A 21,721-nucleotide genomic window follows, 5' to 3' on the forward strand; every position below is an offset into this window, starting at 1 on the left:
AGCCGCCAAGCCGCCCCGCGCTACGCCGCTCCATGGCACGCTGAGGAGAGGACAATCGCAGGAACAGCCAAACCACTGGCGCGATCGGTACACCGCGACCGCCACCGCAGCGATCGCCATGACGGTCACCGGGCCGACGAGACGACAGGCAGGTCGAGGAGCAGATGAGTACGCCACTTCCCGGCTTCGAGGACTTCGGGGAGCTTGAGCACAACGGGCCGCCGGGAAGCATCAACGGGCCCGCGGGAACTGGCCGTTCCACGGGAGACAGGATGCCCGCGAGAACCACGGGCGGCTCTACGGGGACCACGGGCCCGGCTGGGGCCGACGGCTCCGACCGACCCCAGCGCACTCCTCACCCGCCCGCCGCCTCCGGCAATGACATCAGCGGCACCGACGGCGACAATGGCACTGACGGTCCCGCCGGCTCCTCACCACCCAGCGGCCAGGGGCGACGCCCTTCCCGCCACGTTCTCGCCCCCGGCGCCGTCCACGTCCCCGGCTGGCTGACCCTGGACCAGCAGCGCGAGCTGGTCACCGCCTGCCGCGGCTGGGCGCGCGGCCCGGCGCCGATCCGGCACACCAAGCTCCCCCGGGGCGGCGTGATGTCCGTCCAGACGGTGTGCATCGGCTGGCACTGGCAGCCGTACGCGTATACCCGGACCGCCGACGACGTCAACGGTGCGCGGGTCGCCGAATTCCCGGAGTGGATGGTCGAGTTGGGCCGCAGGGCGCTGGTCGACGCGTATCAGGACGAGACAGCGGGCGACGGCTACACGCCCGACACCGCACTGATCAATTTCTACGACGCCCAGGCGAAACTCGGCATGCACCAGGACAAGGAGGAGCGGTCCGGCGCGCCGGTGGTCTCGCTGAGCATCGGCGACACCTGCGTCTTCCGGTTCGGCAACACCGAGACGCGGACCAAGCCGTATACCGACATCGAGCTGGCCTCCGGCGATCTGTTCGTCTTCGGCGGCCCGTCGCGCTTCGCGTACCACGGGGTACCCAAGGTCCGACCGGGCACCGGCGACCCGGCGACGGGCCTCACCAACGGTCGCCTCAACATCACCATGCGAGTCACCGGGCTCAGCTGACCCGCGATCCCGCCCCGTGCCGGCGCCCAGCCCTGTCTCCAACGCGGCCGACCCACACACCCCGCTCCTACCCGGGTTCCAGGAGGCAGACTGGACTCATGTGCCGCAGCATCAAGACCCTTCGCCCTCCCGTTACGCCCGAAGTCTCCGACGACGACATCCGGGCCGCGGCCCTTCAGTACGTCCGCAAGGTCTCCGGCTTCCGCGCGCCGGCCGCACACAACCGAGAGGTGTTCGAGCATGCCGTGGACGCCGTGGCGGCCGCGACCGAAGAACTCCTCAATGGTCTCCAGATCCGCGGGACGGCAGCACGGCAACGCTGAGCCCGACTGTCCCGGCAGCCCCTCACACAGCCGCCGACCCCACGGCCCTCACCACTCCACCAACGCCTGCACCGGAAGGTGATCGCTGGGAAACTGTCCGTGCTCGGAGAAGGCATTGATCGTGGCACGCCGTGTCCGAACCCCCGGCGAAGTCAGAATCCAGTCGATCCGGTCCCCGCCCGGCACCAACGGCCCGTACCCGTGAAACGTGCCGTACTGAGCGCTCCGCTCCTCGGCCACGTCCCAGCTGTCGACGAGCGCCCCGTCCGCCAGCATCGCCTCGTATACGGGATTCTTGTGCGCCGCGACATTGAAGTCACCCGTGACGATCCGCGGCAATGACGGATCGAGCGCACCGAGCCGCTCACGGATCAAAGCTGCCGATCGCTCCCTCGAGTACTGGTTCGCATGATCGAGGTGCGTATTCCACGCTGCGAACTCGCCCCCGCCCCACATATCTCGGAACCGCACCCAGGTCACCATCCGAATAACGGTGTTCCCCCAGGTCGCCGAGCCGATCAGATACGGCGTATCGGACAGCCAGAAGTGGTCGTACTCGACCGGTGCGAGCCGCCGCACATCATAGAAAATCGCCGCGAATTCATCCCGGCTTCCGCCGCCCCGCCCCGTCCCCACCCAGGCGTAATACGGACCCAGGTCCTTCGCGATATCGCGGAGCTGCCGGTAAAGCCCCTCCTGGGTCCCGATCAGATGCGGAGCCTCGCGCCGCAGGAGCGACCGCATGACGGGGCGCCGCTCGGCCCACGAATGCGGCCGGGTATCAGAGGCGTACCGCAGGTTGAAGGTCATGACCCGCAGCTCCCCGCCCCTCCCCCGCCCCTGGTCGGCGGCGGCCGCCGACCCGGCCCCGTACGCCACCGCTGGCACGGAAGCCGCCCCCGCGGCCGCCGCTCGCAGAGCCGACCGGCGGTTGATTCCCACCGCCGCGGACGGCCCGGCGGATCCTGACACCGCGGACGGTGCCACGTCCGCAGCGGCTCGAGACTCCCGGACAGGAAGACAGTCATCGTTCACAACGACTCCATTCGCCCTGTGCAGATCAGGATCGGCACCCTATCCGCAGAGCCTCGAACACTGCCATGAGCCGAAAGCGGTTTCGCAGAGAACCGCGTGTTCGCATTGAACCGCGTGGCAATGCGAGGTGGAAATCCGCCCCTCAGTCCCGTACTGCGGGCCCCTGCCATTCCGCATGCCGGATACGGGAGATCGACTGCACACCGGCAACCGTCCCCCACTCATCCTTGCCCAGCCGCGACAACGGCCGCAGCTTTGCGATCTCCGGATGTCCGTCAGCCAGCACAGCGTCCGATACCACGGCGTGCACCACCCGCCCGAACACCACCGTGGAATCCCCGATCCCCAGCGTGCTGTGCACCTCGCACTCCAATGCCACCGGCGACTCGGCCACCCGCAGCGGCTTCACCCGCACACTCGGCTCGGAAGCGATTCCCGCTGCCTCGAATTCACTCACCCCGTGCGGAAAATCCGTAGCGCTTTCGTTCACCTGCTGCTCCATTCCCTCCGCGGCAAAACTCACCACGAATTGGCCGGTTGCCTCGATGTTCCGCAGGGTGTCCTTCCGCCCGACGGAGCTGAACTGCACTACGGGGGGTGCCACGCTGGCGATGTTGAAGAAAGAGTGCGGGGCAAGGTTCGCTGAATCACTATATGGGTCGTACGTCGACACCCAAGCGATCGGACGCGGCACCACCACCGCGGTCAGCAGCTTGTAGAACTCGTTGCGGGACATGTCAGCGGGATCGAAATGAGTACGCATGGTGATCAGTATCCACACGGCGGCCGCGGATCCTACAGCGGGATCCGCGGCATCACCCAACCCCTGATTTCGACGGAAAGTGCCCGGTATCGGAGCCACCGAGCACCAGGAGCCGAACACCGTGACAACCGCACCTCTCACCGTCTGGGAGGACTTCGACATCCCCGCGCACGCCCGCGGCGGACAGGTCACCCTCAACCTCTACGACCACCTGGCCGCCTACGCACCCAAACGCCCCGGCGCCTACCTGCGCATCTCCTCCGACCGCTTCGGCCTCGAAGCCGGCGTCGACCGCCAGCTCGAAGACGCCGAAGACACCAGGGCACGCCTCCACTGGGGCTCGTTCGCCAAAATCTACAAGGAGAACGACACCTCGGCCTTCAAGAAGCGCAAGATCATCAAGCCCGACGGCTCAGTCGACTGGATGGTCCTGCGCCCCGAGTTCCGCCAGCTGCTCGCCGACCTCGCCCACGGTGTGATCGACGGCGTCATCTTCTACGACCTCGACCGCCTCGTCCGCCAGCCACGCGACCTCGAAGACCTCATCGACATCGTCGAGTACGTCAAGCGCCCGGTCACCGTGGCCACCGGCGGCCGCATGAACCTCATCAACGACAGCGACCGCCACATGGCCCGCATGATGTGCGTCATGGCGCTCAAGTCCTCCGAGGACACCGCCCGCCCGTCGCCCGACAGCATCTCTCCGCTGCCCAGGACGGTGTGGCTCAGGGCCGTATCGCCTACGGCTGGGTCCGCAAGGGTGAGAAGAAGGGCCAACTCGTTCCGGAAGAGGCCGACGTCGTTACCCGCATCTTCCAGGACTTCATGTCGGGGGAATCGGCGTACAGCATCGCCAAGGCATTCAATGCCGAGGGGATCACTCCCCAAGCCGCACGCACGTGGTCATCCACCATGATCGCCAAAATGCTCCGCAACCCGCGCTACGCAGGCATTGTCTCCTACGCAGGGAAGCACCGAGTCGAAGCGGCCACCGCCGGGGACGGCTGGTCCCTGGTCCTCTTCGACGACGAGGGACGGCCACTGCTGGGAACGTGGGAGCCCATCGTCACCCCCAAGCTCTGGTCCCAGGTCCAGTTCGAGTGGCAACGCCGCCGCCAGAAGGCCGGCATCAAGCCGGGCGAGTCCGGCACCGCACCGGTCAACAAGTACCTCCTGTCCGGAATCCTGCGGTGCAACAAATGCCATCGCGGCCTCGTCGGCCATTCCTACAGGCAGCGCAAGTCAGGACCACCCGCAACTACATGTGCCCGCCCACCGACCGAGGAGGCTGCGGCGGAACCGCCATCGCGGCGCAGACTGCCGACTGAGCCACCCGTCACCCTGCCGAAGGGAGTTCGAGGGTTGTGGTGTCGAGGGTGAGCACACGGGTGTAGTCCGCGAGAGTCGAGAAAATCCTCTCGTAGCCCGGTACCAGGGCGGACACCTCCTCCAGGCTGACAGCCTCGCCGTCCCGCGAGAGAAGCCGTTGACGGATGACGGCCGGAGGCGCGGTCAGATGGATGAGCACGCCGGAACGCTCGATCGCGCTCTCGGTGAGATCGATAGCCTGGCTCCAGTTGATTCGGGACCTGCCTCGATGCAGGGGGCCGTAGACCAGTTCGCTGATGAAGCACCGGTCAAAGAGGATGCGCCCGGTCCCGGCGAGGATGTTTCCTGTAGCGGCTCGCCAGGTCGAGGTGGTCCGGGGTCTTGGGAGAGTGCACCACAGCGAAGCCGTGGTCCGTCGATAAGCGTTCGCCGAGTGTGCTCTTGCCGACTCCGTCGCAGCCTTCGAGGACCAGGTTCTGGTACTCGCCGGCGATCTCGTCGAGGTTCATGCCGCCAGGCAGGACAGGACGGCGTCGCCGTTGTCGAGGTGGGCGTCGGCGGCGTACTGGATCATGAGGTTCCGCCAGTTGGGCTCCCGGCCGTGGGCGTGCGTGAACGTCGGTCGCGGCTGGAAGGCCGCGATCCGTACGCCGCTGGCCGCAGCCGCACCGATCAGCAGAGCGGTTCCCGGCGGCGTCTCCGAGCCGGAGACGTCTGCCGGCAGCCGGGCAGACGAGCACACCGCGGTCAGGTCAGCCAGGGCCCCTGCCACGGGGTCCGCAGCCGCGAACCGCTGGGGTACCACCACCGTGTGGCCGGCATCCACGCAGGCTTTGGCCAGGTGATCTCGGCCCCACATCGTGTATGGCGACGCCTCCACGTAGATGGGTGCGCCGATGACCGCAGGAGGGCCTACGAGCTGGGGGCGCGATCCGGCAGCAACGGATGTGGCAGGACACCGACCCCGACCACGGGACCCACTCCGGGTTCACCATTCAGCGTGACCTGTGGGGCTCGGCAGGCATGCGCGGCTACGTCGGCGGCGATATCAGCCTTGGGGCCAACGGGCGCCCGCCCAATCATCTGGCTGGTTCGCTGATCACGGCCTTGGGCGGGCCCGACCGGAACTGGTTCGGCGACGTGATCATCTGCGGCAGCAGGACCGCCCCCGACTCCGGCGAGAGGGAACTGTGTGGACTCACAGAGGCCCAGGAGCGGCTCATTTCCCATGTCCTCTCCGGGGTTCGCGCGGAAGCCTGAAGGAGCAGACGTGATGCCCAGCTCTCTCCGGACGGTCCAGGCACCCTGCCTACCGGCAGATGCCTCATCCGACATGAACGGGCATCGGGCTCGGGCGTGAGGTCCGCCATCCTGACGGAGGATTCCGTGACGAGCGGACACCGCCGCCAGAAGCTGTCGTCCAGCGGCCAAGCTGTTCACCTCCGCGGCCGTTCGCCCTGCCGCTCATCGCCCATGCGCCCTGCCCCGTGGTGGTCGTACCGGAGCCGGAGCACACCGCCCCCGCAGCCGCCGTACTTCGTGGTCAGCGTCGACTGCAGCCCCCAGTCCGCCGCCGTCGACTTCGCCTTCGAGGAGGCCGCTCTGCGCGGCGCGGTACTGCGGCACGGCGGCTTCACCGGCATGCTGCTGGGCTCCGTCAGCCAGGGCGCACTGCATCACGCACGCTGCCCGGTCATGACCGTCCCGCACGCGCATGACCAGTAGCCTGCGGTGCACCCGAAGGAAGCTCCTTACGTCGACACGTGAAACAGCAGCCACTTCCCGGCGCGGGCGCCCTGGAGGAAGAACCGGGATGCCCACCGGCCGGCGCGTGGTGCGGGCGTTTCGCAGGGCAAGCCGGAGGCGCGCTGCCCGCTGCGCCGTCGGAAGTACGGTGCGTCCGGACCGGACGTCTCCCCTGCTTTCGGGGCGCTATGACGCGACGTGATGGTGACGTGCTGCCGTGGCTTACCTGTCGCGGTGTAGGGAGGCACGGGGGATCGTGCCGCCACATCTGGGTACCCTCGCGTGACCGGTCTCGTGGGTGCCACGACCGCGGCCCGGGAACTGTTCTGGCCCACCCGGTTCAGACCTCGACGGAGCTGCCGCTTGCGGCCGCCCCCGGCCCGGGCCACCAGCCCCAAGGCCAGGGGCCGACCGACCCCTGACACTTGCCTGTTTTCCGCCTGGTGGCAGGCCGCCTCGGGCACGGATACCAGGGTGCTCCGGCACCGGTCGAGCCTCGCCGAGGACGACCGGCCCCGGGCGCCCCCTCGCGATCAAGGTAGGCGTAACTCAGCCGGCAGGGCATCGCGATAACAAACACTTGCCGATGGTCCGTCGGCGTGAGCGCGCGGACTACCGCAGAACAACCGGTCACGGCCCGGTCCTTGCGCAGCCCGGTAGTGCCGTTGTACGCGATCCGAGAGGGCGCGGCCGATGCCCTTCAACACGTTCAACGACATCGGCCGCACCCATGGACATGCCACGCCCGGCACTCGGGAATCTGTGCCGGTGGCGGAACCCCCACCTTGAGGAATGCCATGTCCGTTCCTATCGATCTCCCGCTGGGCGAGCGCATAGAGCTGCTGCGACGCCGGCGCGGTATGTCACGCCAGGTCCTGGCCTCCCTGGTCGGCTACAGCTCCGAGTGGTTGCGCCAGGTCGAGCGCAACGAGCGGCCGGTGGACCGGCTGTCCGTACTGCTCCGCATCGCGGGCGTGCTACAGGTCAACGACATCGCCGACTTCCTCGGCCTGCACGTCGAGGACGGCCGGGCCCCGGACTCCGGGCAGGTGGTGAGCGCGCCTGTGCGGGAGGCGCTGCACCACTCCTGGGTGGGCGCGGACGGCGATGCGGCGGAGCGGGACGGGCTGGCCGACCGCGTCCGGCACCGCCTCGATGAGACCGTCGTCGCGTGGCGGGACTCGCCCCGCCGCTACAGCCGCGTGCTGCGGGAGCTGCCTGCGCTCATCGAACCCGTGGGGCAGCTGGCCCGGGCGGACTCGCCGGCCGGCCAGGTGCTCTTCGCGGACGTCCACCGGCTCGCGGCCGTGATGCTGCTGCAGGTGGGTGATCATCCGCTGGCGCTGATGGCGATCGACCGGTCGATGTTCGCGGCGCGGCTGAGCCGGAACACGGACACGAGGGCCGGCTGCGCCGTCACGCTCGGCTCCGTCCTGTTGAGAGGGGGGTTCCCCGAAAAAGCGCGCGAGATATGCCTCGCGGCAGCGGCGGGCGTGGAGCACACAATTGCACAGGATCGGCTGGGCCTTGCACTGTGGGGCTCCCTTCATCTCACGGCGGCCGAGGCCGCCGCGGCGGCCTCCGACCACAACCTGGCGATGCGGCTGCTCGACAGTGCCCGGCAGGCCGCGGAAGAGCTGCCCGACAAGCCGAGCGAAGCCGTGGACGGGTTCGGGCGGGCCGAGGTCGACGTGCGGCTGATCGAGATCGAGGTGCGGCTCGGCAGGATCCGGCAGGCGCTGCGGCAGGCCGCTCGGACCGAAGTGACGGGACGATTGTCGGCCGGGAGGCTCGCCCAGTACCGCGTCACCCTGACACAGGCTCATGTGCGCAACGGCGATCCCGTCGCCGCCGCCTTCACGCTCCTGCAGGCCGAGGAGGCGTGCCCCGAGGAGATCCGTTTCAACCCGGACGCCCGAGCAGCGCTGACCGAGATCCTCCGGCGCGACGACGCCACCGTGCGGCACGAGGTGTGGGGCCTGGCGCGGCGCACGAGGCTGTTGTGAGCCGCGCCCCGGCGGGCGGCGGCGACCGTCAGGGAGGCGGCGAATCGGTGGTGAGGACCAGTTGGGTCCCCCAGGGGGCCACGCTGGCGATGTGTCGGACAGGCTCCGCGCCGACGACCGCGCTCAGGAGCGCCAGCAGGGGGTCGGCCCCCAGGTAGGTGCGGGAGGTCCCCGCCAGGGGCCGTGAACGCCGCGGCACGGACTCCGGGTCGGAGGGGCCCGTACCGGTGCGGATACGGGCCAGCACGGGCAGACCGTGACGGGCGGCGTCGGACTTGCGGGCGAGGACGGTCACGAACGCCCCTTCCGCCAGACGCGGCCGGTCCGCTTCGGCAGGCAGCACTTCCCGAAGTTCCGGGATGCTGTTGCCGTTGACGGCGCCCACCACGGCGAGGTCGAGATCACCGTGGCGCAGATACCGCTCCGCCGTGCGCAGGGCGTCCAGACCTGCGTCCGGGCCCGTGTCCACGAGAACGTTCAGGCCGCGGTAGTCGGCCATGGCGCACAGCCGTGCGGGGATGATGTTGGGCATGATGCCGGGCATCGTCGCATCGTCCGCGGCCGGCACCAGGGTCCGCACCTGCCGCGCGACCCGGTCCACGGCGTCGCTGAAGTCCGGTAGGGATGCGCGCAGTTCGGGAAGATGGCAGCGGAGCGCGTAGTGGGCGGCGTGCCGGGTCGGCCCCATGTGCCCCACCACTACACCGGTGGTCTCCCGCAGCCTGGCACACGCCTCTCGTACCGGCGCGTCGAGGCCGCCTGCCGCGAGGAGCAGCATGATCTGTGTGCGGTCGGTGCCGCGCAGCGCGGGCGGCGGCAGCCGCACTTCGCGGAAGTCCGGCAGCGGATAGCCGTCGGCGAAGTCGGCCGTGGGTGGCGGGCCTTGGCCCTGCAACCAGGCAGTCACCCGGTCGCGGTTGGGACGGCCGGGCAGGTCCGCCGACCACCCCACCACCACGATGTCCTCGTCGTACGGGGCGGGTCGGGCGCGGTGCTCGGGCGTGGCCGCGGATGCCTGGGTCAGCAGCAGGTGTGCGTTGGTGCCGCCGAAGCCGAACGCGGAGACGGCCACCCGCACGGGCACGGGCCCCAGCGACGTCCGGGCGGTCGGCACGCTGTAGCGCCCTGCCTTGATCTCGGGAATGGGTTCGTCGACGAAGCGCTGGGCCGGCACGGCTCCTTGCTCCATTCCGACGAGGCCCTGGATGAGGGAGACGACGCCCGCAGTCCAGCCGGTATGGCCCACGATCGTCTTGTTGCCCGTCAGCAGCGCGCGTGGCCCGCTGCCTGCCGCGCTGTTAAGGGCGGCTGCCTCGACGGCGTCGCCGGCCGGTGTGCCGGTGGCGTGGGCGATCACCCAGCGGACGGTCTCCGGTTCGGTACCCGCGCGGTGGTGAGCACGGCGGATGGCAGCCGTCTGACCGGTCTCGCTCGGCGCGTAGATGGCCTTGCCCTTACCGTCGCACGACAGGCCGACGGCGTCGATGATGCCCAGGACGCGGTCGCCGTCCGCCCGCGCCCGCGCAAGGTGCTTGAGGACGACGACTCCGGCGCCGTCGGAGAACAGCACCCCTGTGGCGTTACGGTCGAAGGCCCGCACCTCGCCCGTGGTGGAAAGTCCCTGGATCTTCGAGAACAGGACGTGGGTTCGTGGTCCATGCGCGAAGGACCCGCCGCACACCGCGATCTGGCAACTGTCCTCGAGCAGCGCCTTGATGCCGAGGTCGACGGCGTAGAGGGACGAGGAGCAGGCGGTGTCCACCATGACCAGCTCGGTCTCGGGCGGCAGGACACCGCTGATTGCGGTGAGTCCGACGCGGTGCGGCAGGCTGTCGCCGGGGTCACCGCAGACGGGGGGCAGGGCGCGGGCGAGCCGGTGCTGCCAGTCCGTCGACGGCGTGCCCGTCGCCTCGGCGAGCCGGTCGCGGTACCCGGCCAGGACGAGGGCCTGTTCGAGGGTGTGGCTGCCGTCGGCCGTGTAGCCGAATCCGGCGAAGAACCGGTCGTCCGGGTGGACTTCGACCGGGTCCAGGGCGCTGAGGAGCGCGTGACGCAGCCACAGTGCGGTGGGCTCCCGGTTGGGGGCCGCGCCGTCCTCCAGTTCCTCGCGCAGCCGCGGGTGCGGCCGGAACGTGGTGATGAAACCAGACGCAGGGGCGTAGGAGCGGTCCTGTGCTTCGGCGTCGGGCGAGTAGAAGTGTGCCATGGCGAACCGGTCAGGGGCCCCGAAGACATGCTCGGGCCCGTCCAGCAGCCGGCCCAACGCGGCCGGGTCGTCGGCCCGTGGCGTGACCACGCCCATCCCGACGACGGCGATGACGGCCTCGTGGTCGGCGTGCGGCGCGCCCTGGCCACCTGTCATGGATGCTCACCCCTCCAGAAGCGGGTGGGGGGTGCCCGCGGACGGCGCCCACCACCCGGCGGACGATGTGCTGCGTCCAGTGTCGGGTGCCCACCGCGGCGGCGGCCAACGTTCCGTAGGTCCAACTCCCCTGTGGAATTGGCTCCAGACCCCGGTCCACTACGTGCGCCGAGCGCAGTTGCACCGCACGCCTGTGACAGGCGCTGCAATGGCATCGACGTCCCCGGCCGTGCCGGTGCGCCCGGGGCAGAGGGGAGATGGGCATGGTCCGGCTCGACCTCGTCTACCGCGCTTCCCGTCTGCGCCTGTCCCGGCTGGTGCGGGAGCTGGACGCCGGGCAGCTCGACACCGAGGTGCCGGCCTGCCCCCGGTGGCACGTCCGGGACGTGGCCGCCCATCTTGCGGGCGTCGCCCACGACTTCGCAACCGACAGACTGGACGGCAGCCCGGACCCGTTGTGGACCCGGCGCCATGTCAGGGAGCGGCACCGGCTGCCGATGGCCGCGGTCCTGGCCGAGTGGGAGCGGTGGGCGCCGCGGGTCGAGCGGCTCCTGGTGGGCCCGGACGCCCGCGGGTCCCTGGCACACGACATGACGCAGCACGAGGCCGACGTGCGCGCGGCGCTCGGTCTGCCGCGGCTGCCCGGGGAGGTGTGGCACACGATGCTGGACGAGCTGTGCCGGACGGCCGAGCCGTGGCACGACGGGGCCTGCACGCTGGTGGTGAACGCCCACGGCAGGACCTGGTGGCTCGGCGGGGGCGCACCGTCGGCCGAGGTGGACGTGGACGGCTACGAACTGTGGCGGGCCTGGTTCGGCCGACGCAGCCCGGCGCAGATGCGGGCCTGGCAGTGGCAGGGCGAACCCGGTCCGTTCATCACGCAGTTACCGGTCTTCGGCCCCCGGGACACCGACCTGGCCGAGCCGTAGCACGACTTCGCACTGCTGTGACGACTGGAGAGGACCAGGAACCATGGGCACCAAGACCGCGCTGCTGTTCCCCGGACCGGGCTCGCATCTGCCCGATGTGCTCGGACCGTTCACCGCGCCGGGCACGGCGGCATCGGACGCGCTGGCCACAGTCGACGAGGTCGCCGTCAAGTACGGCTGGGGGCCGGTGTCCGACGCCCTGGCCGACGCCGACGCCACCCCGACGACCCACCCGGAGCTGCTGTGGCTCGGCTTCTACGCAACCTCTGTGGTCCTCGCCGAGCACACGCGGGAGGCGGGATTGGCCCCCGAGGTCCTGATGGGGCACAGCGGCGGCGAGATCACGGCGCTGGCCGTTGCGGGCGCACTGTCCGTGGCGGACGGCGCGCGGGTGCTGTGCGAACGGGTCCGCGCGCTCGCCGCCAGCGATCTGGCGCCCGGGGCCATGGTCGTCGTGGCGACGGACGCCGAGCGCCTGGGGCATCTGTGCGCGGCACTCGGCGACTGGTCGCTGGCGCTCGCCGTGGACAACGCGCCGCGCCAGTCGGTGGCGTGCGGGCACACCGGGGCGGTGGCGGCGCTGGAGCGGCTCGCCGCGGCCGCCGGGTGGCGTACCACGCGGCTGGCGATGCCGTACATCCTGCACAACCCGCTGCTCGCCGCGGCCGCCGAAAGCTTTCTCCAGGCCATCGCGGACATCCCCGTGCGAGCGCCGGCGCAACGCGTCCACTCGCCGCTGCTGGAGCGGCATGTGACCCGCGGCGAGGACGTACGCGACGTGCTCGCCTGCCATCTCGTCCGGCCGGTGCGCTTCGGCCGGGCGCTGGCCGCCCTGCACCGGGACGGGATCGACGCCTTCGTCGAGTGCGGCGCGCGCCGGGTCCTCACCGACCTGGTCGCCGCCAACCTGCCGGCGGACGTGCGCGGCGTCGCCGCCCTCGCCCAGCGCACGAGCCGCGCCGAACTGCACGACCTCGTCGCGGAGTTGCATGGCGACGGCACCGCGGACCCGGACGCGGTGGTGGTGCCGCCTCCCTTGAAGCCGCGCCCGGGGCCCGCCCCCTCCCCCGCCGTCACCGAGCCGCGCCCGTCGCTGCCGGGGAGAAACGCGCAGACCGCCGCGCCGCAGCACGGGGAACCGGCCGCGTCGGCGCAGCCGGACGACCCCTCCGCCGCCCCGCCCGCAAGCACGGGCGGTCGGCTGCCCGGGAACGGTGCGCTGCTCGACGAGCTCCGCGAGGTCTACGCCTCGGTGCTCCAGTACCCGGCAGAGGTCTTCACCGACGACGCGGACCTGGAGGCCGAGCTGGGTGTCTCCTCGATCAAGCAGACCGAGATCTTCGCGCAGCTCCTGGACCGCTTCGAGCTGGCCACCCCGTCCTCGGACGTGCGGGTGTCCTCGTTCCGGACCCTCGGGAAGATCGCGGGCCTGCTGCGGGACCTCGCGGACCGACCGGCCGAAGCCCACCACTGATACGGAACGAGGAGGGCGGACGGATCATGGCCTTCGACCACGACGCCGCAGTGCGCCCGGACCACGGTGACCAGGTGATCGCAGTGGTGGGCATGGGTCTGGCGGTGCCCGGCGCGAGCAGCCCCGAGGAGCTGTGGCAGGTGCTCCGCCGGCCCGACGCCGCCCTGTCGGAGCCCACCCGCTTCGACGCCGGCCCCCTGTACTCGGCCGATCCGCTCTCGGCGGACCACGCCTGCAGCCGGATCGCGGGGTACCTCCGGGACTTCCGCCCGCACCCGGTCCTCGGCGCGGAGCTGGCGCGCGGCGACTGGGAAGGCAGCCCGACCGAGCTGGTGTGGCTGCGCCACAGCGTGCTCCAGGCGCTGCACGGGGTGACGCGGCGGGACTCGGACCGGGTCAGCGCCTGCTTCGGGGCCTGGCCCGGCGGCACCCAGAGCGTCGAGGACTCCCTCCTCGTGTCGGTGACGGCACGTCAGTTGGCGCGGCACCTCGGCGGGTCCCCGTTGCGGCGTTCGGCCCATGAGCGGCGGCTGCGCGAGGTGCTGCGCGCCCGCTACCGGCATGCGTGCGACCGGCCGTCGGCGGGCCTGCCGTACGCGGTACTGCGGGACGCCGTCGGCGGACTGCTGCCACAGAACGGTGAGCGGCTGCTGGTGGACACGGCCAGTTCGTCGTCGCTGTACGCGGTGGAGCTGGCCGTGCAGGGCCTGCTGGCCGGTGACTGCGAGCTGGCGCTGTGCGGCGGATTCAACGGCGTCGGACGGCTGGGCGCGGTCCAACTCACCGGATTCCGGGGCCTGTCGCGCAGCGGCCGACTGCGCGCGTTCGACGCGGCGGCCGACGGCACGGCCTTCGCGGAGGCCGCGGCAGCCCTGTGCCTCAAGCCGCTGGGGCGGGCCCGCGCCGACGGCGACCGCGTCCTCGGTGTGCTGTGCGGCGTGGGCACCGCCTCGGACGGCCGGGGCCGCAACATCTCCGCCCCCAACCCCCGCGGCCAGCGCTTGTGTGTCCGGCGGGCACGCGCGGTCAGCGGCGTCGAGCCCTGCGACATCGACTGGGTGGTGGCGCACGGCGGCGGCTCCCCGGTCGGCGACGGGGTGGAGCTCGCCACGCTGGCGGGTCTCGCACCGGACGGCGGTTACCTCTGCACCTCCAACAAGTCGCAGATCGGGCACCCCTGCTGGGCGGCCGGAGCGGTGTCCGTCATCCACGCGCTGCTGGGCATCGAACACGAACTGGTTCCCGCGCAGCGGCAGTTCGACACCCCCCGCGCGGACGCACCCACCGGTGGTGTGCGCATCCCCACCGCCGACGTCCGATGGCCGCGCCGCCCCGGCCGTCCGCGCATCGCCGCCGTCAACTCGATCGGCCTCGGCGGCACCAACGGACACGTGCTGGTGCAGAGCCCGGACGACCTCGCGAGCGGCGCACCACGCGCCTCCGGGGACCTCCCGGACGGCGTACCGGTGGTGCTGGTCGGCTGGAGCGCCCAGCTCCCCGGCGGAGCCGACCACCACCGTGTCCGGCGCTGGCTCACCACCGGTGCCCCCGGCCCGGAGCGCTCCTTCGGCGACGCCTACCCCGCCCCGGCCTTCGCCGACGCACGCCTGCCCCCGCCCACGACCTCTTCCATCGACCGTACGCATTTGATGGCGCTCACCGCAGCCGCGCGCCTCGTGGCGGAGTACGGCGAGATCTGGGCCGACCACCGGGACACCACCGGAGTGATCGCCGCCCAGAGCGGACCCACCCCGCGCCTGGTCGACACGGTGCTCCGCGCGGGCTCCACGGACCTGGAGAGCCTTCAACTGCCGGATGACGACCAGCGTGCGCTGAAGGACTTCCTCACGCGGCTGAGGGACCGTACGCCGATGACCGAGGAGTCCATGGCGGGCGTGCTCCCCGGCGTGGCCGCGTCACGGATCAGCAACCGGTGGGATCTGCGCGGCCCGACTCTGTCCCTCGACGCCGGCCCCGGCTCCTCCCACGCGGCGCTACTCGTCGCCGAGCGCTATCTGCGCTCCGGTCGGCTCGAGGTGGCTCTCGTCCTCGGGATCAATTCCGGGAGCACCACCGAGGTCGCCGAGTACGCGGAGGTGCGGGCCGAGCACATCGCCGAAGGGGCCTTCCTGCTGGCGCTCGCGCGGGAGGACGTAGCGCTGCGTCACGGCTGGCGGACCTTGGCCACCGTCCGAACCGCCGTGAGCGGCACGGCGGAACATGGCGCCAGACACGAGCGGCGTCGCCACACGCCGTACACCTATCTCGCCGCCGACGGGGCCCTGGACGTGCTGCACGCCGCGCTCTCGACCACACCCGAGGCCGTGCTGGACTGCCCCACGACGGGCCTGCGAACCACTGTCACCCAGCAGCGGCGCGTCGACCCCGAGCAGCCGCCCGCAGCCCCGCCGCCCGCGCACGCCCCGGCCCCGTCCTCCGTGAACACCCGCTGCGCGCTCGTTCTGCGCCGGCGCGAGCCCACCCCCGCTGCCGGGGCCTCTCCGCAGCTTGGGGCGCTGCCCCCGTCGTCGGTCGTACTCGTCCACTCCGCCCGGCTGGCCGCGGAGCTGGCCGCCCGGACCCGGGCCCGCGGTGCCCTGGTCCTGAGCACCGATCCCTCGACACCCTCCGGCACCGCGACCGTCATCGCGTCCGTCGACGGCGAAGGCGAGGGGCCCGACGCCCTGCATACGGCGCTCGACGCACTCGCCGGCGCGGCACCGCACGTACGCGTCCTGCTGTCCGTCCCCGACCTGGCCGGCCACTGGCCCGGCCCCCTGCCCGCCCGGCTGCGCACCGTGCAGGAGTTGCTCGTCCTGGTGTTGCGCCACCTCGGTGACCGACTCGCCGCGGGCTCCGTGGCCGTCCTTGCGTACGATCCCCTGACCGGCTTCTGCATGCACCCGTACACCGCGCTGATCACCGGCATGGTGCGCAGCCTGGCCTGGGAGCTGCCACGGGAGAGGGTCCTTGCCGTGGTTACCGACGCGGACACGGCACCGGGGCTGAGCGAACTTGCCAGGGAGTTGGGCTCGGTGCGCGAGCGACCGGTGGTGTACTACCGTGGCGGGCTGCGCCACGTCGAGCGATTGGTCGCCGCTCCGGCCGACGACGCGGCCCCGCTGGGCCTGGACTCCTCGTCGGTGGTCGTGGCGGTCGGCGGGGCCCGCGGTATCACGGCCGCGGCGGTGCAGGGCATCGCCGATCGCTGCCGTCCGAAGATCTGGCTGCTGGGCACCACACCGGTGGACGCCGTCCCGCCCGAATTCCTCAACAACGACCCGCGGGCCGAAGCGGTGCTGCGCCCCCGGTTCATTGCTGACGGGCTGCGGGGCGAACCCCATTTGACAGTAGGCGAGTTGAACCGCAGGTTCACCACCCGCACCCAGGCCGCGGGCATCCTGCGCAGGCTGCGGACCCTGCGGGCCTCCTGCGGCGAGGACCGCGTGCGCTATCTGGTCTGCGACATCACCGACTCGGCGGCCGTGCACCGGGCCGCCGCGGCGATCGCGGCCGAGGACGGCAAGGTCGATCTGCTCCTGCACGCCGCGACGCGCAGCCGCCCCAAGCCGTACCCGGAGAAGTCGCTCGCCGACTTCCGGCAGGTCCTGAACACCAAGGTGACCGGCTACCTCCACCTGCGCGACGCCTTCGCTGAGCCCGCGCCCCGACGGTGGTGCAACTTCGGCTCCGACGTGATCGCCTTCGGGATGCCCGGGGACACCGACTACGTCGCGGCGAACGAGTTCCTCGCGGCCGCCGCTCGCTACGAGAGTCAGGTGCTGGGCCGGCCGGAGTCCACCATCGGATGGGGGCTGTGGGAGCATTCCGGTTTCGCCGCGGGCGAGCTCGAGCGCCAACGCGTGCGCCGCTTCGGCCTGCTCACGGGCATCGAGGACGCCGAGGGGGTACGCGCCCTGCTCGCCGAACTCACGGCTCCCTCCCCACTGGAACCCAGCCCCTTGTACATGAGCCCGAGCGAGCGGGCCGTCGCCGAGTCCCGCTCCCCCGGTCTCACGGAACGCGTCGCTCCCCCGGCCGGCCCGCACGGCCCGCTGCTCGGCGCCCCGGACGACTCCGCGGCGGGCCGGGCCCGGTGGATCTGGCGGCTCGAAACCGAGCGGGACACGTATCTGATGGACCATTCGCTCGACGGCCGCCCGGTCCTGGCGGGCATGGTGGCGGTCGCGATGGCGGCCGAGGCGGCGGCCGTACTCCTGCCGGGACAGCCGCTGCTGGGATTCCACGACGTGCGCTTCACCGACTTCGTGTGGGCGGACCCGCAGCATCCGGGACCCACCAAGTACCGTGTCACGGCGGAAGCTCTGCGCAAGGACCGGGTCCGGGTGCGGTTCCTGTCCGACGTGATCGCCCCTGGCGGCAGGGTGCTGCGCACCGACCGCGAACACGCCGTGCTCGAGGTGGTTGCCGGGCGGCCGGGCCCGTCTCCGAAGTGGGCCAGGTGGAGGGACGACGTCCTGGTACGGCACCTCGATCCCGTCTACCGCGACGGCTCGCCGCTCCGTCTGACCGGCCCCTTCCAGAACACCGCGGGAGTCGAGGCGGGCCCGCGCGGAGTGCGCGGCCGCTGGCTGGCGCAACTGGCCCGGGACGAGGCACTGGCCAGGCTGCCGCTGCCCGCCCTGTTGCTCGACGCCCTGGTGCGCACGACCTTCTTCGCGCCTGCGGACGCGGAACGGGTCGCGATCCGGGTCGTGCGCGGCATCGAGCGGATCGACCTGTACGCCTGGGAGTCCGACGCCGACCTGGCCGCCCGGTACCCCGGCGGCGTCGAGCTGCACTGCGAGACCGCGTCCCTCACCTGCACGGCGGCGGCGGGCGGCCGGGTTCTGGCCCGGCTGACCGGTGTGGACGTCCCCGTCTACGCGACCGTACCCGCCGCCGTGGTGCCGCCCAAGACCACGACCACGCACCGGAGGCCCACGTGACCCGCACCTTCGACATCGAGCTGGTGGCCACCACCGGGGACACCAATATGGTGGGCAACGTCTACTTCGCCACCTTCATCAAGTGGCAGGGACTGTGCCGCGAGCTGTGCCTGGCCAAGCACGCCCCCAGCTTTCTGCAACGCCTGGACGGCGACATCTCGGCGCTCACCGAGTCCACGTCCTGCAAGTACCTCGACGAGCTGTGGGTGGGCGACCGGGTGTCCGTCCGGATGTCGATCCCCTGGATCCGACTGCATCTGATGCCGCTGAAGTTCGCGTACTTCCGGATCGACGAGAACGGGGAGAAACTGGTCGCCCAGGGCGAGCAGATGATCGCCTGCATGCGCCGAAACGGCCGGGAGTTCCAGCCAGGTCCCTGGCCCGCCGAGATGCTCGCCCTCGGTGAGTACATGGGCTCCGACATCCGGCGGGCCTTCACCACATGAGCGCGTGGCCCGGCGGCACGTGTTTCCTGGTCGCCAGAACGGCGGAGGTGCCGGCGCTCCTCGGCCTGGACCCGCTCCGACTCGATCCCCACGCTCAGCGGACCTCGGCTCACCCGCCCTCGGGGCGCTGCCCGGATGCGCCCTGCTCCGACGTCCTCTCCCCCGCCGAGTGCGACCGGGTGCGCCGGCTGCGGTGTGCGGGCGACCGGGCGGACTTCGTCGCGGCCCATTTGCTGGCCCGGCTGTGCGCAGCCCAGCTGCTGTCCATCGACACACGGGAGTTGACGATCAATCAGGTATGTGAATCATGCGGCGGCCCGCACGGGAGGCCGTCGCTGGTCGGCCACCCCGCCGTTCGGCTGGCCTGGAGCCGCACACGCGGCATCGTGGCCGCCGCTGCCGACCGGCGCCCGGTCGGCGTGGACATCGAGCGGGTCGCCTCGACCGCGTACGGTCCGCGGATGTACGAGCTGGCCCTGAACCCCGCCGAGGCGCACCTGGTGCGCTCGGCCACCGACCCCGACAGCGCCTTCGTACGCCAATGGGTACGCAAGGAGGCGTTGTTCAAGGCGGGCGGGGCGGGCCCGGCGGGAGCGGCCCCAGGTGGTGCACTACGCTTCCTCGACGTTTCCGCGCTGCCCTTCGAGTCGCCGACCGCGGAGCGGTCCCAGCCGGATGCCGCGGTCGTCGTGGGCCTGCACCGCCTGGGCCGTCGCTGTGTGCTGGACTGGCGGGGCCCGGACCGTGGTGTCCTGGGCACGCTGGTCGGCGAGTGGGTTCCCCACCATGTCCCGGTGGCGTTTCCCGACAGGTGACCGGAGGGCGACATGACCGGCACGGGGCAGTACCCGCGGCCCCAGAAAGCCGACCAGCCGCGGCCCGGACATCCGGTCTCCAGCATGTCCTTCCCCTCTCCGCGCACGGCCGACGAGGGGTCCGCGCGGAGGCCAACACGTGGCCCGGCGCGACACTGATTCAACTTTTACAGAAGATGCATTTTCGAGCATTACGGAACCTAAAAGAACTCCCAGACCGGGCTGCACGCCTGCGGCACCAGCGAACGGAAAATGCAAGATCGGGGCCGTTCGGCCCCTGCCCCGCGCGTTCGCGTCAGGGGATGCTGGATACACGGCAGGTGGGGGCTCAGCGTTCTTCGGAACGTCCGGGATCCCCGTTCCGGTCGGTGCGCGGGCGTCGATGGCCATGGGTACAGACGGGGCAGTCGGAACTCTTGCTGTGCCGTCGCATTCGCGGGACCTCGGGCAGGCACGACGTGGTTCTCATTCTGGGGAGCAGGCAATGGGAGTTCTGATCTTGCTTCTGGTTATCGCGGCACTGTTGATTCTGGTGACGCTGGCCATGGCCGTGAAGGTCGTGACGCAGTATGAGCGAGGTGTGCTGTTCCGGTTCGGCCGGCTGGTCGGAACGCGGCCCCCTGGGCTGCGGTTCATCGTCCCGGTCGTCGATGTCCTGCGCCGGGTGTCGCTGCGGGTCGTCACGATGCCGATCCAGTCTCAGGGGATCATCACCCGGGACAACGTCAGCGTCGATGTGTCGGCTGTCGCCTACTTCCGGGTGGTCGACGCGGTGAAGTCGGTCATCGCGGTCGAGAACGTGCAGGCGGCGATCAACCAGATCGCACAGACCACCCTGCGCAAGGTCGTCGGCCAGCACACGCTCGACGAGACGCTGTCCGAGACGGACCGCATCAACCTGGACATCCGGGAGATACTCGATGTCACGACGGCCGAGTGGGGGCTCCAGGTCACTCTGGTCGAACTCAAGGACATCCAACTGCCCGACAGCATGAAACGCGCGATGGCCCGCCAGGCCGAGGCGGAGCGGGAGAAGCGCGCCAAGATCATCAACGCCGAGGGTGAATCGCTCGCAGCAGCTGCGCTAGGCGACGCCTCGGACACGATGATGGCCCACCCTCTGGCACTGCAACTGCGCAACCTCCAGAGCCTGGTGGAGATCGGCGTGGACAAGAACACCACCGTCGTGTTCCCCGCCCCGCTGATGAGCACCATCGGTGAACTCGGCTCCTTCCTCGGCCGGGAGGCGGCAGCAGCCGCATCCCCCGCGCCGCCCGTCGAGATGACCAAAATGGTCCCCGGCCCGGTGTCGAACGGAGCGACCGAGAGCATGTGATCAGCACCCTTCGCCGGTGGCTCACCTGGTCCGCCCGGCAACCTGCCCGTCATCTGGGTGAGCGCGTACGCCACGAGGATCCCGCGCCACGGAACGCCGATGCCAGCCCCCACGCGGACGCGAGGAGGCAGGCCGCGTCGCACCCCCAGTTGAGCAGCGCGAACGTGAAGGGCCGCTACCACCGGCGCAGCGGGGAACGTACCCCAAGCCGCCGCCAGACGCGGCGGCGTACCGGCTGGAAACGGTAGAGACCAGCGACAGCGCCCACCGTCACGCTGAGGACCGCCGCAATCACCACCAGGGCGACGGAGCCCTCACCGATCGGCAAGGCCAGCGGCTGCCCGAGTGGCTCGACGCCGTCCGCAACGACAACCTGCCCGGCCTCCACACCCTCGCCGCCGGAATCGACCGCGACCGCGACGCTGTCATCGCCGGTCTCACCCTGTCCTGGAACTCGGGCGTCGTAGAAGGGCACGTCAACCGGATCAAGATGCTCAAACGGCAGATGTTCGGCCGAGCCGGATTCCTGCTCCTCCGAAAGCGAGTACTGCTCTACAGGTGACCGACGCGTCAGGATGGCAGTCCCGCTTGCTCGTCCCCCTCATCGATTCGGCGAGGAGCCACGCCGAGAACCAAGTTCTCCATGGCGTGAGGCATCGGTCCGAAGCTGGCAACCCAGGTCTCGACGAGATGAATCACGCCCGCTTCATCGATGCCCAGGAAGAACCGGCCGTGGTCCAACTCTCCGAGCGGGTAAAGATGGCGCCCGATATCTTCGCCCCACTCCGTGAATCGACCCTCCTCACCCCAGGCCAGCTCGGGGTCCAGCTCGAACGGCGTGCGTGCGCAGCTGATCCCTGGTCCGCTGACGTCTACGGTCAAACCCCCGAACTCTTGGAGGAAGGCTTCCGCGGCATCGTGCATGGCGAGGCCGACTGCTTCGAACATGGATCGCCAGCGGGCCGTGTCTACCTTCCGTCCAGGCGTCCATCCCGACGCCTCCAACACCTCATCTATCTCTGGCGACCAGCCACTCATCTGGGCCCGCTCCTCAGCTATACGTGAGCAGCGATCATCTCAGCGGCCGATGTCACTGAACAATGTGTGGCCG

The 21,721-nt window shown here is 70.7% G+C and carries 19 protein-coding genes and 2 pseudogenes; 14 read left to right on the forward strand and 7 right to left on the reverse strand.

What is annotated here, in order from left to right; genetic code table 11:
* Nucleotides 1-272: 272 nt before the first annotated feature.
* Entirely contained in the window at nt 273-1,097 is an 825-nt protein-coding gene (locus B1H19_RS02175; RefSeq protein ID WP_237289052.1) for an alpha-ketoglutarate-dependent dioxygenase AlkB family protein, read from the forward strand.
* A 98-nt stretch (nt 1,098-1,195) separates the two neighbouring features.
* Complete coding sequence (locus tag B1H19_RS02180; RefSeq protein ID WP_083102573.1) at nt 1,196-1,420, forward strand: DUF2277 domain-containing protein; 225 nt, start codon at nt 1,196-1,198, stop codon at nt 1,418-1,420.
* Nucleotides 1,421-1,468: 48 nt separating this feature from the next.
* Here the strand turns inward: B1H19_RS02180 and B1H19_RS02185 are convergent, their stop codons facing one another.
* Nucleotides 1,469-2,362 carry an endonuclease/exonuclease/phosphatase family protein gene (locus tag B1H19_RS02185; protein ID WP_083102574.1) on the reverse strand — a complete coding sequence of 298 codons (894 nt, stop codon included), beginning with the start codon at nt 2,360-2,362 and terminating at the stop codon, nt 1,469-1,471.
* Between the two features lie 235 nt (nt 2,363-2,597).
* The gene (locus B1H19_RS02190) at nt 2,598-3,218 is read right to left on the reverse strand and encodes a flavin reductase family protein (RefSeq protein ID WP_083109379.1); all 621 of its coding nucleotides are present in this window, start codon (nt 3,216-3,218) and stop codon (nt 2,598-2,600) included.
* A gap of 121 nt (nt 3,219-3,339) precedes the next feature.
* On the opposite strand from B1H19_RS02190, the gene B1H19_RS02195 reads away from it, so the two are divergent.
* Nucleotides 3,340-4,134, forward strand: a complete 795-nt coding sequence (locus tag B1H19_RS02195; RefSeq protein WP_159027938.1) for a recombinase family protein — start codon at nt 3,340-3,342, stop codon at nt 4,132-4,134.
* Nucleotides 4,044-4,598: a recombinase family protein gene (locus B1H19_RS40705; RefSeq protein ID WP_083102576.1), complete on the forward strand. Its 555-nt coding sequence runs from the start codon at nt 4,044-4,046 to the stop codon at nt 4,596-4,598. The genes B1H19_RS02195 and B1H19_RS40705 overlap by 91 nt, the downstream gene beginning before the upstream one ends.
* On the opposite strand, the gene B1H19_RS39520 is transcribed toward B1H19_RS40705, so the two are convergent.
* From B1H19_RS39520 to B1H19_RS02210, 3 genes are all read right to left on the reverse strand, one after another.
* Nucleotides 4,555-4,746 (reverse strand): hypothetical protein, encoded by a 192-nt coding sequence (locus B1H19_RS39520; RefSeq protein WP_237289057.1) that lies wholly within the window; start codon nt 4,744-4,746, stop codon nt 4,555-4,557. The two genes, B1H19_RS40705 and B1H19_RS39520, sit on opposite strands and share 44 nt — an antisense overlap.
* 109 nt (nt 4,747-4,855) lie before the next feature.
* Nucleotides 4,856-5,056, reverse strand: a complete 201-nt coding sequence (locus B1H19_RS39525; protein WP_237289058.1) for a hypothetical protein — start codon at nt 5,054-5,056, stop codon at nt 4,856-4,858.
* On the reverse strand, nt 5,053-5,355 hold the full coding sequence (locus B1H19_RS02210; RefSeq protein ID WP_203237071.1) for a hypothetical protein: 303 nt from the start codon (nt 5,353-5,355) through the stop codon (nt 5,053-5,055). Before B1H19_RS02210 ends, B1H19_RS39525 begins: the two co-directional genes overlap by 4 nt.
* A gap of 137 nt (nt 5,356-5,492) precedes the next feature.
* Here B1H19_RS02210 and B1H19_RS02215 point away from each other — a divergent pair, with 137 nt between their 5' ends.
* The 3 genes and pseudogenes from B1H19_RS02215 to B1H19_RS02225 all read left to right on the forward strand — a co-directional run bounded on the left by B1H19_RS02215 (nt 5,493) and on the right by B1H19_RS02225 (nt 8,299).
* Nucleotides 5,493-5,807, forward strand: a complete 315-nt coding sequence (locus B1H19_RS02215) for a hypothetical protein (protein ID WP_083102578.1) — start codon at nt 5,493-5,495, stop codon at nt 5,805-5,807.
* Nucleotides 5,808-6,170: 363 nt separating this feature from the next.
* Nucleotides 6,171-6,272: pseudogene (locus tag B1H19_RS39530) on the forward strand (universal stress protein); the annotation flags it as partial.
* 818 nt (nt 6,273-7,090) lie between these two features.
* Nucleotides 7,091-8,299 carry a helix-turn-helix domain-containing protein gene (locus tag B1H19_RS02225; protein ID WP_083102579.1) on the forward strand — a complete coding sequence of 403 codons (1,209 nt, stop codon included), beginning with the start codon at nt 7,091-7,093 and terminating at the stop codon, nt 8,297-8,299.
* Nucleotides 8,300-8,327: 28 nt separating this feature from the next.
* Here B1H19_RS02225 and B1H19_RS02230 read toward each other — a convergent pair whose 3' ends face one another.
* The gene (locus tag B1H19_RS02230; protein WP_083102580.1) at nt 8,328-10,661 is read right to left on the reverse strand and encodes a beta-ketoacyl synthase N-terminal-like domain-containing protein; all 2,334 of its coding nucleotides are present in this window, start codon (nt 10,659-10,661) and stop codon (nt 8,328-8,330) included.
* A 263-nt stretch (nt 10,662-10,924) separates the two neighbouring features.
* On the opposite strand from B1H19_RS02230, the gene B1H19_RS02235 reads away from it, so the two are divergent.
* The 7 genes and pseudogenes from B1H19_RS02235 to B1H19_RS37735 all read left to right on the forward strand — a co-directional run.
* Nucleotides 10,925-11,590 carry a maleylpyruvate isomerase family mycothiol-dependent enzyme gene (locus tag B1H19_RS02235; protein ID WP_159027940.1) on the forward strand — a complete coding sequence of 222 codons (666 nt, stop codon included), beginning with the start codon at nt 10,925-10,927 and terminating at the stop codon, nt 11,588-11,590.
* A gap of 43 nt (nt 11,591-11,633) precedes the next feature.
* Nucleotides 11,634-13,064 carry an acyltransferase domain-containing protein gene (locus B1H19_RS02240; RefSeq protein ID WP_083102582.1) on the forward strand — a complete coding sequence of 477 codons (1,431 nt, stop codon included), beginning with the start codon at nt 11,634-11,636 and terminating at the stop codon, nt 13,062-13,064.
* Between the two features lie 26 nt (nt 13,065-13,090).
* Nucleotides 13,091-18,013 carry an SDR family oxidoreductase gene (locus B1H19_RS02245; protein ID WP_083102583.1) on the forward strand — a complete coding sequence of 1,641 codons (4,923 nt, stop codon included), beginning with the start codon at nt 13,091-13,093 and terminating at the stop codon, nt 18,011-18,013.
* Nucleotides 18,010-18,459, forward strand: coding sequence for an acyl-CoA thioesterase (locus B1H19_RS02250; protein WP_083102584.1), 450 nt, complete (start codon nt 18,010-18,012; stop codon nt 18,457-18,459). Before B1H19_RS02245 ends, B1H19_RS02250 begins: the two co-directional genes overlap by 4 nt.
* Nucleotides 18,456-19,274, forward strand: coding sequence for a 4'-phosphopantetheinyl transferase family protein (locus B1H19_RS02255; RefSeq protein WP_107425845.1), 819 nt, complete (start codon nt 18,456-18,458; stop codon nt 19,272-19,274). Before B1H19_RS02250 ends, B1H19_RS02255 begins: the two co-directional genes overlap by 4 nt.
* A 484-nt stretch (nt 19,275-19,758) precedes the next feature.
* Complete coding sequence (locus B1H19_RS02260; RefSeq protein ID WP_083102586.1) at nt 19,759-20,610, forward strand: slipin family protein; 852 nt, start codon at nt 19,759-19,761, stop codon at nt 20,608-20,610.
* Nucleotides 20,611-20,896: 286 nt separating this feature from the next.
* Nucleotides 20,897-21,172 (forward strand): annotated as a pseudogene (locus tag B1H19_RS37735) (transposase); the annotation flags it as partial.
* 8 nt (nt 21,173-21,180) lie between these two features.
* Here the strand turns inward: B1H19_RS37735 and B1H19_RS02270 are convergent.
* Nucleotides 21,181-21,648: an SUKH-3 domain-containing protein gene (locus B1H19_RS02270; RefSeq protein ID WP_083102588.1), complete on the reverse strand. Its 468-nt coding sequence runs from the start codon at nt 21,646-21,648 to the stop codon at nt 21,181-21,183.
* Between the last annotated feature and the right edge of the window lie 73 nt (nt 21,649-21,721).

Origin of the sequence: Streptomyces gilvosporeus (assembly GCF_002082195.1) — a bacterium.
In the GTDB taxonomy this organism is placed as follows: domain Bacteria; phylum Actinomycetota; class Actinomycetes; order Streptomycetales; family Streptomycetaceae; genus Streptomyces; species Streptomyces gilvosporeus.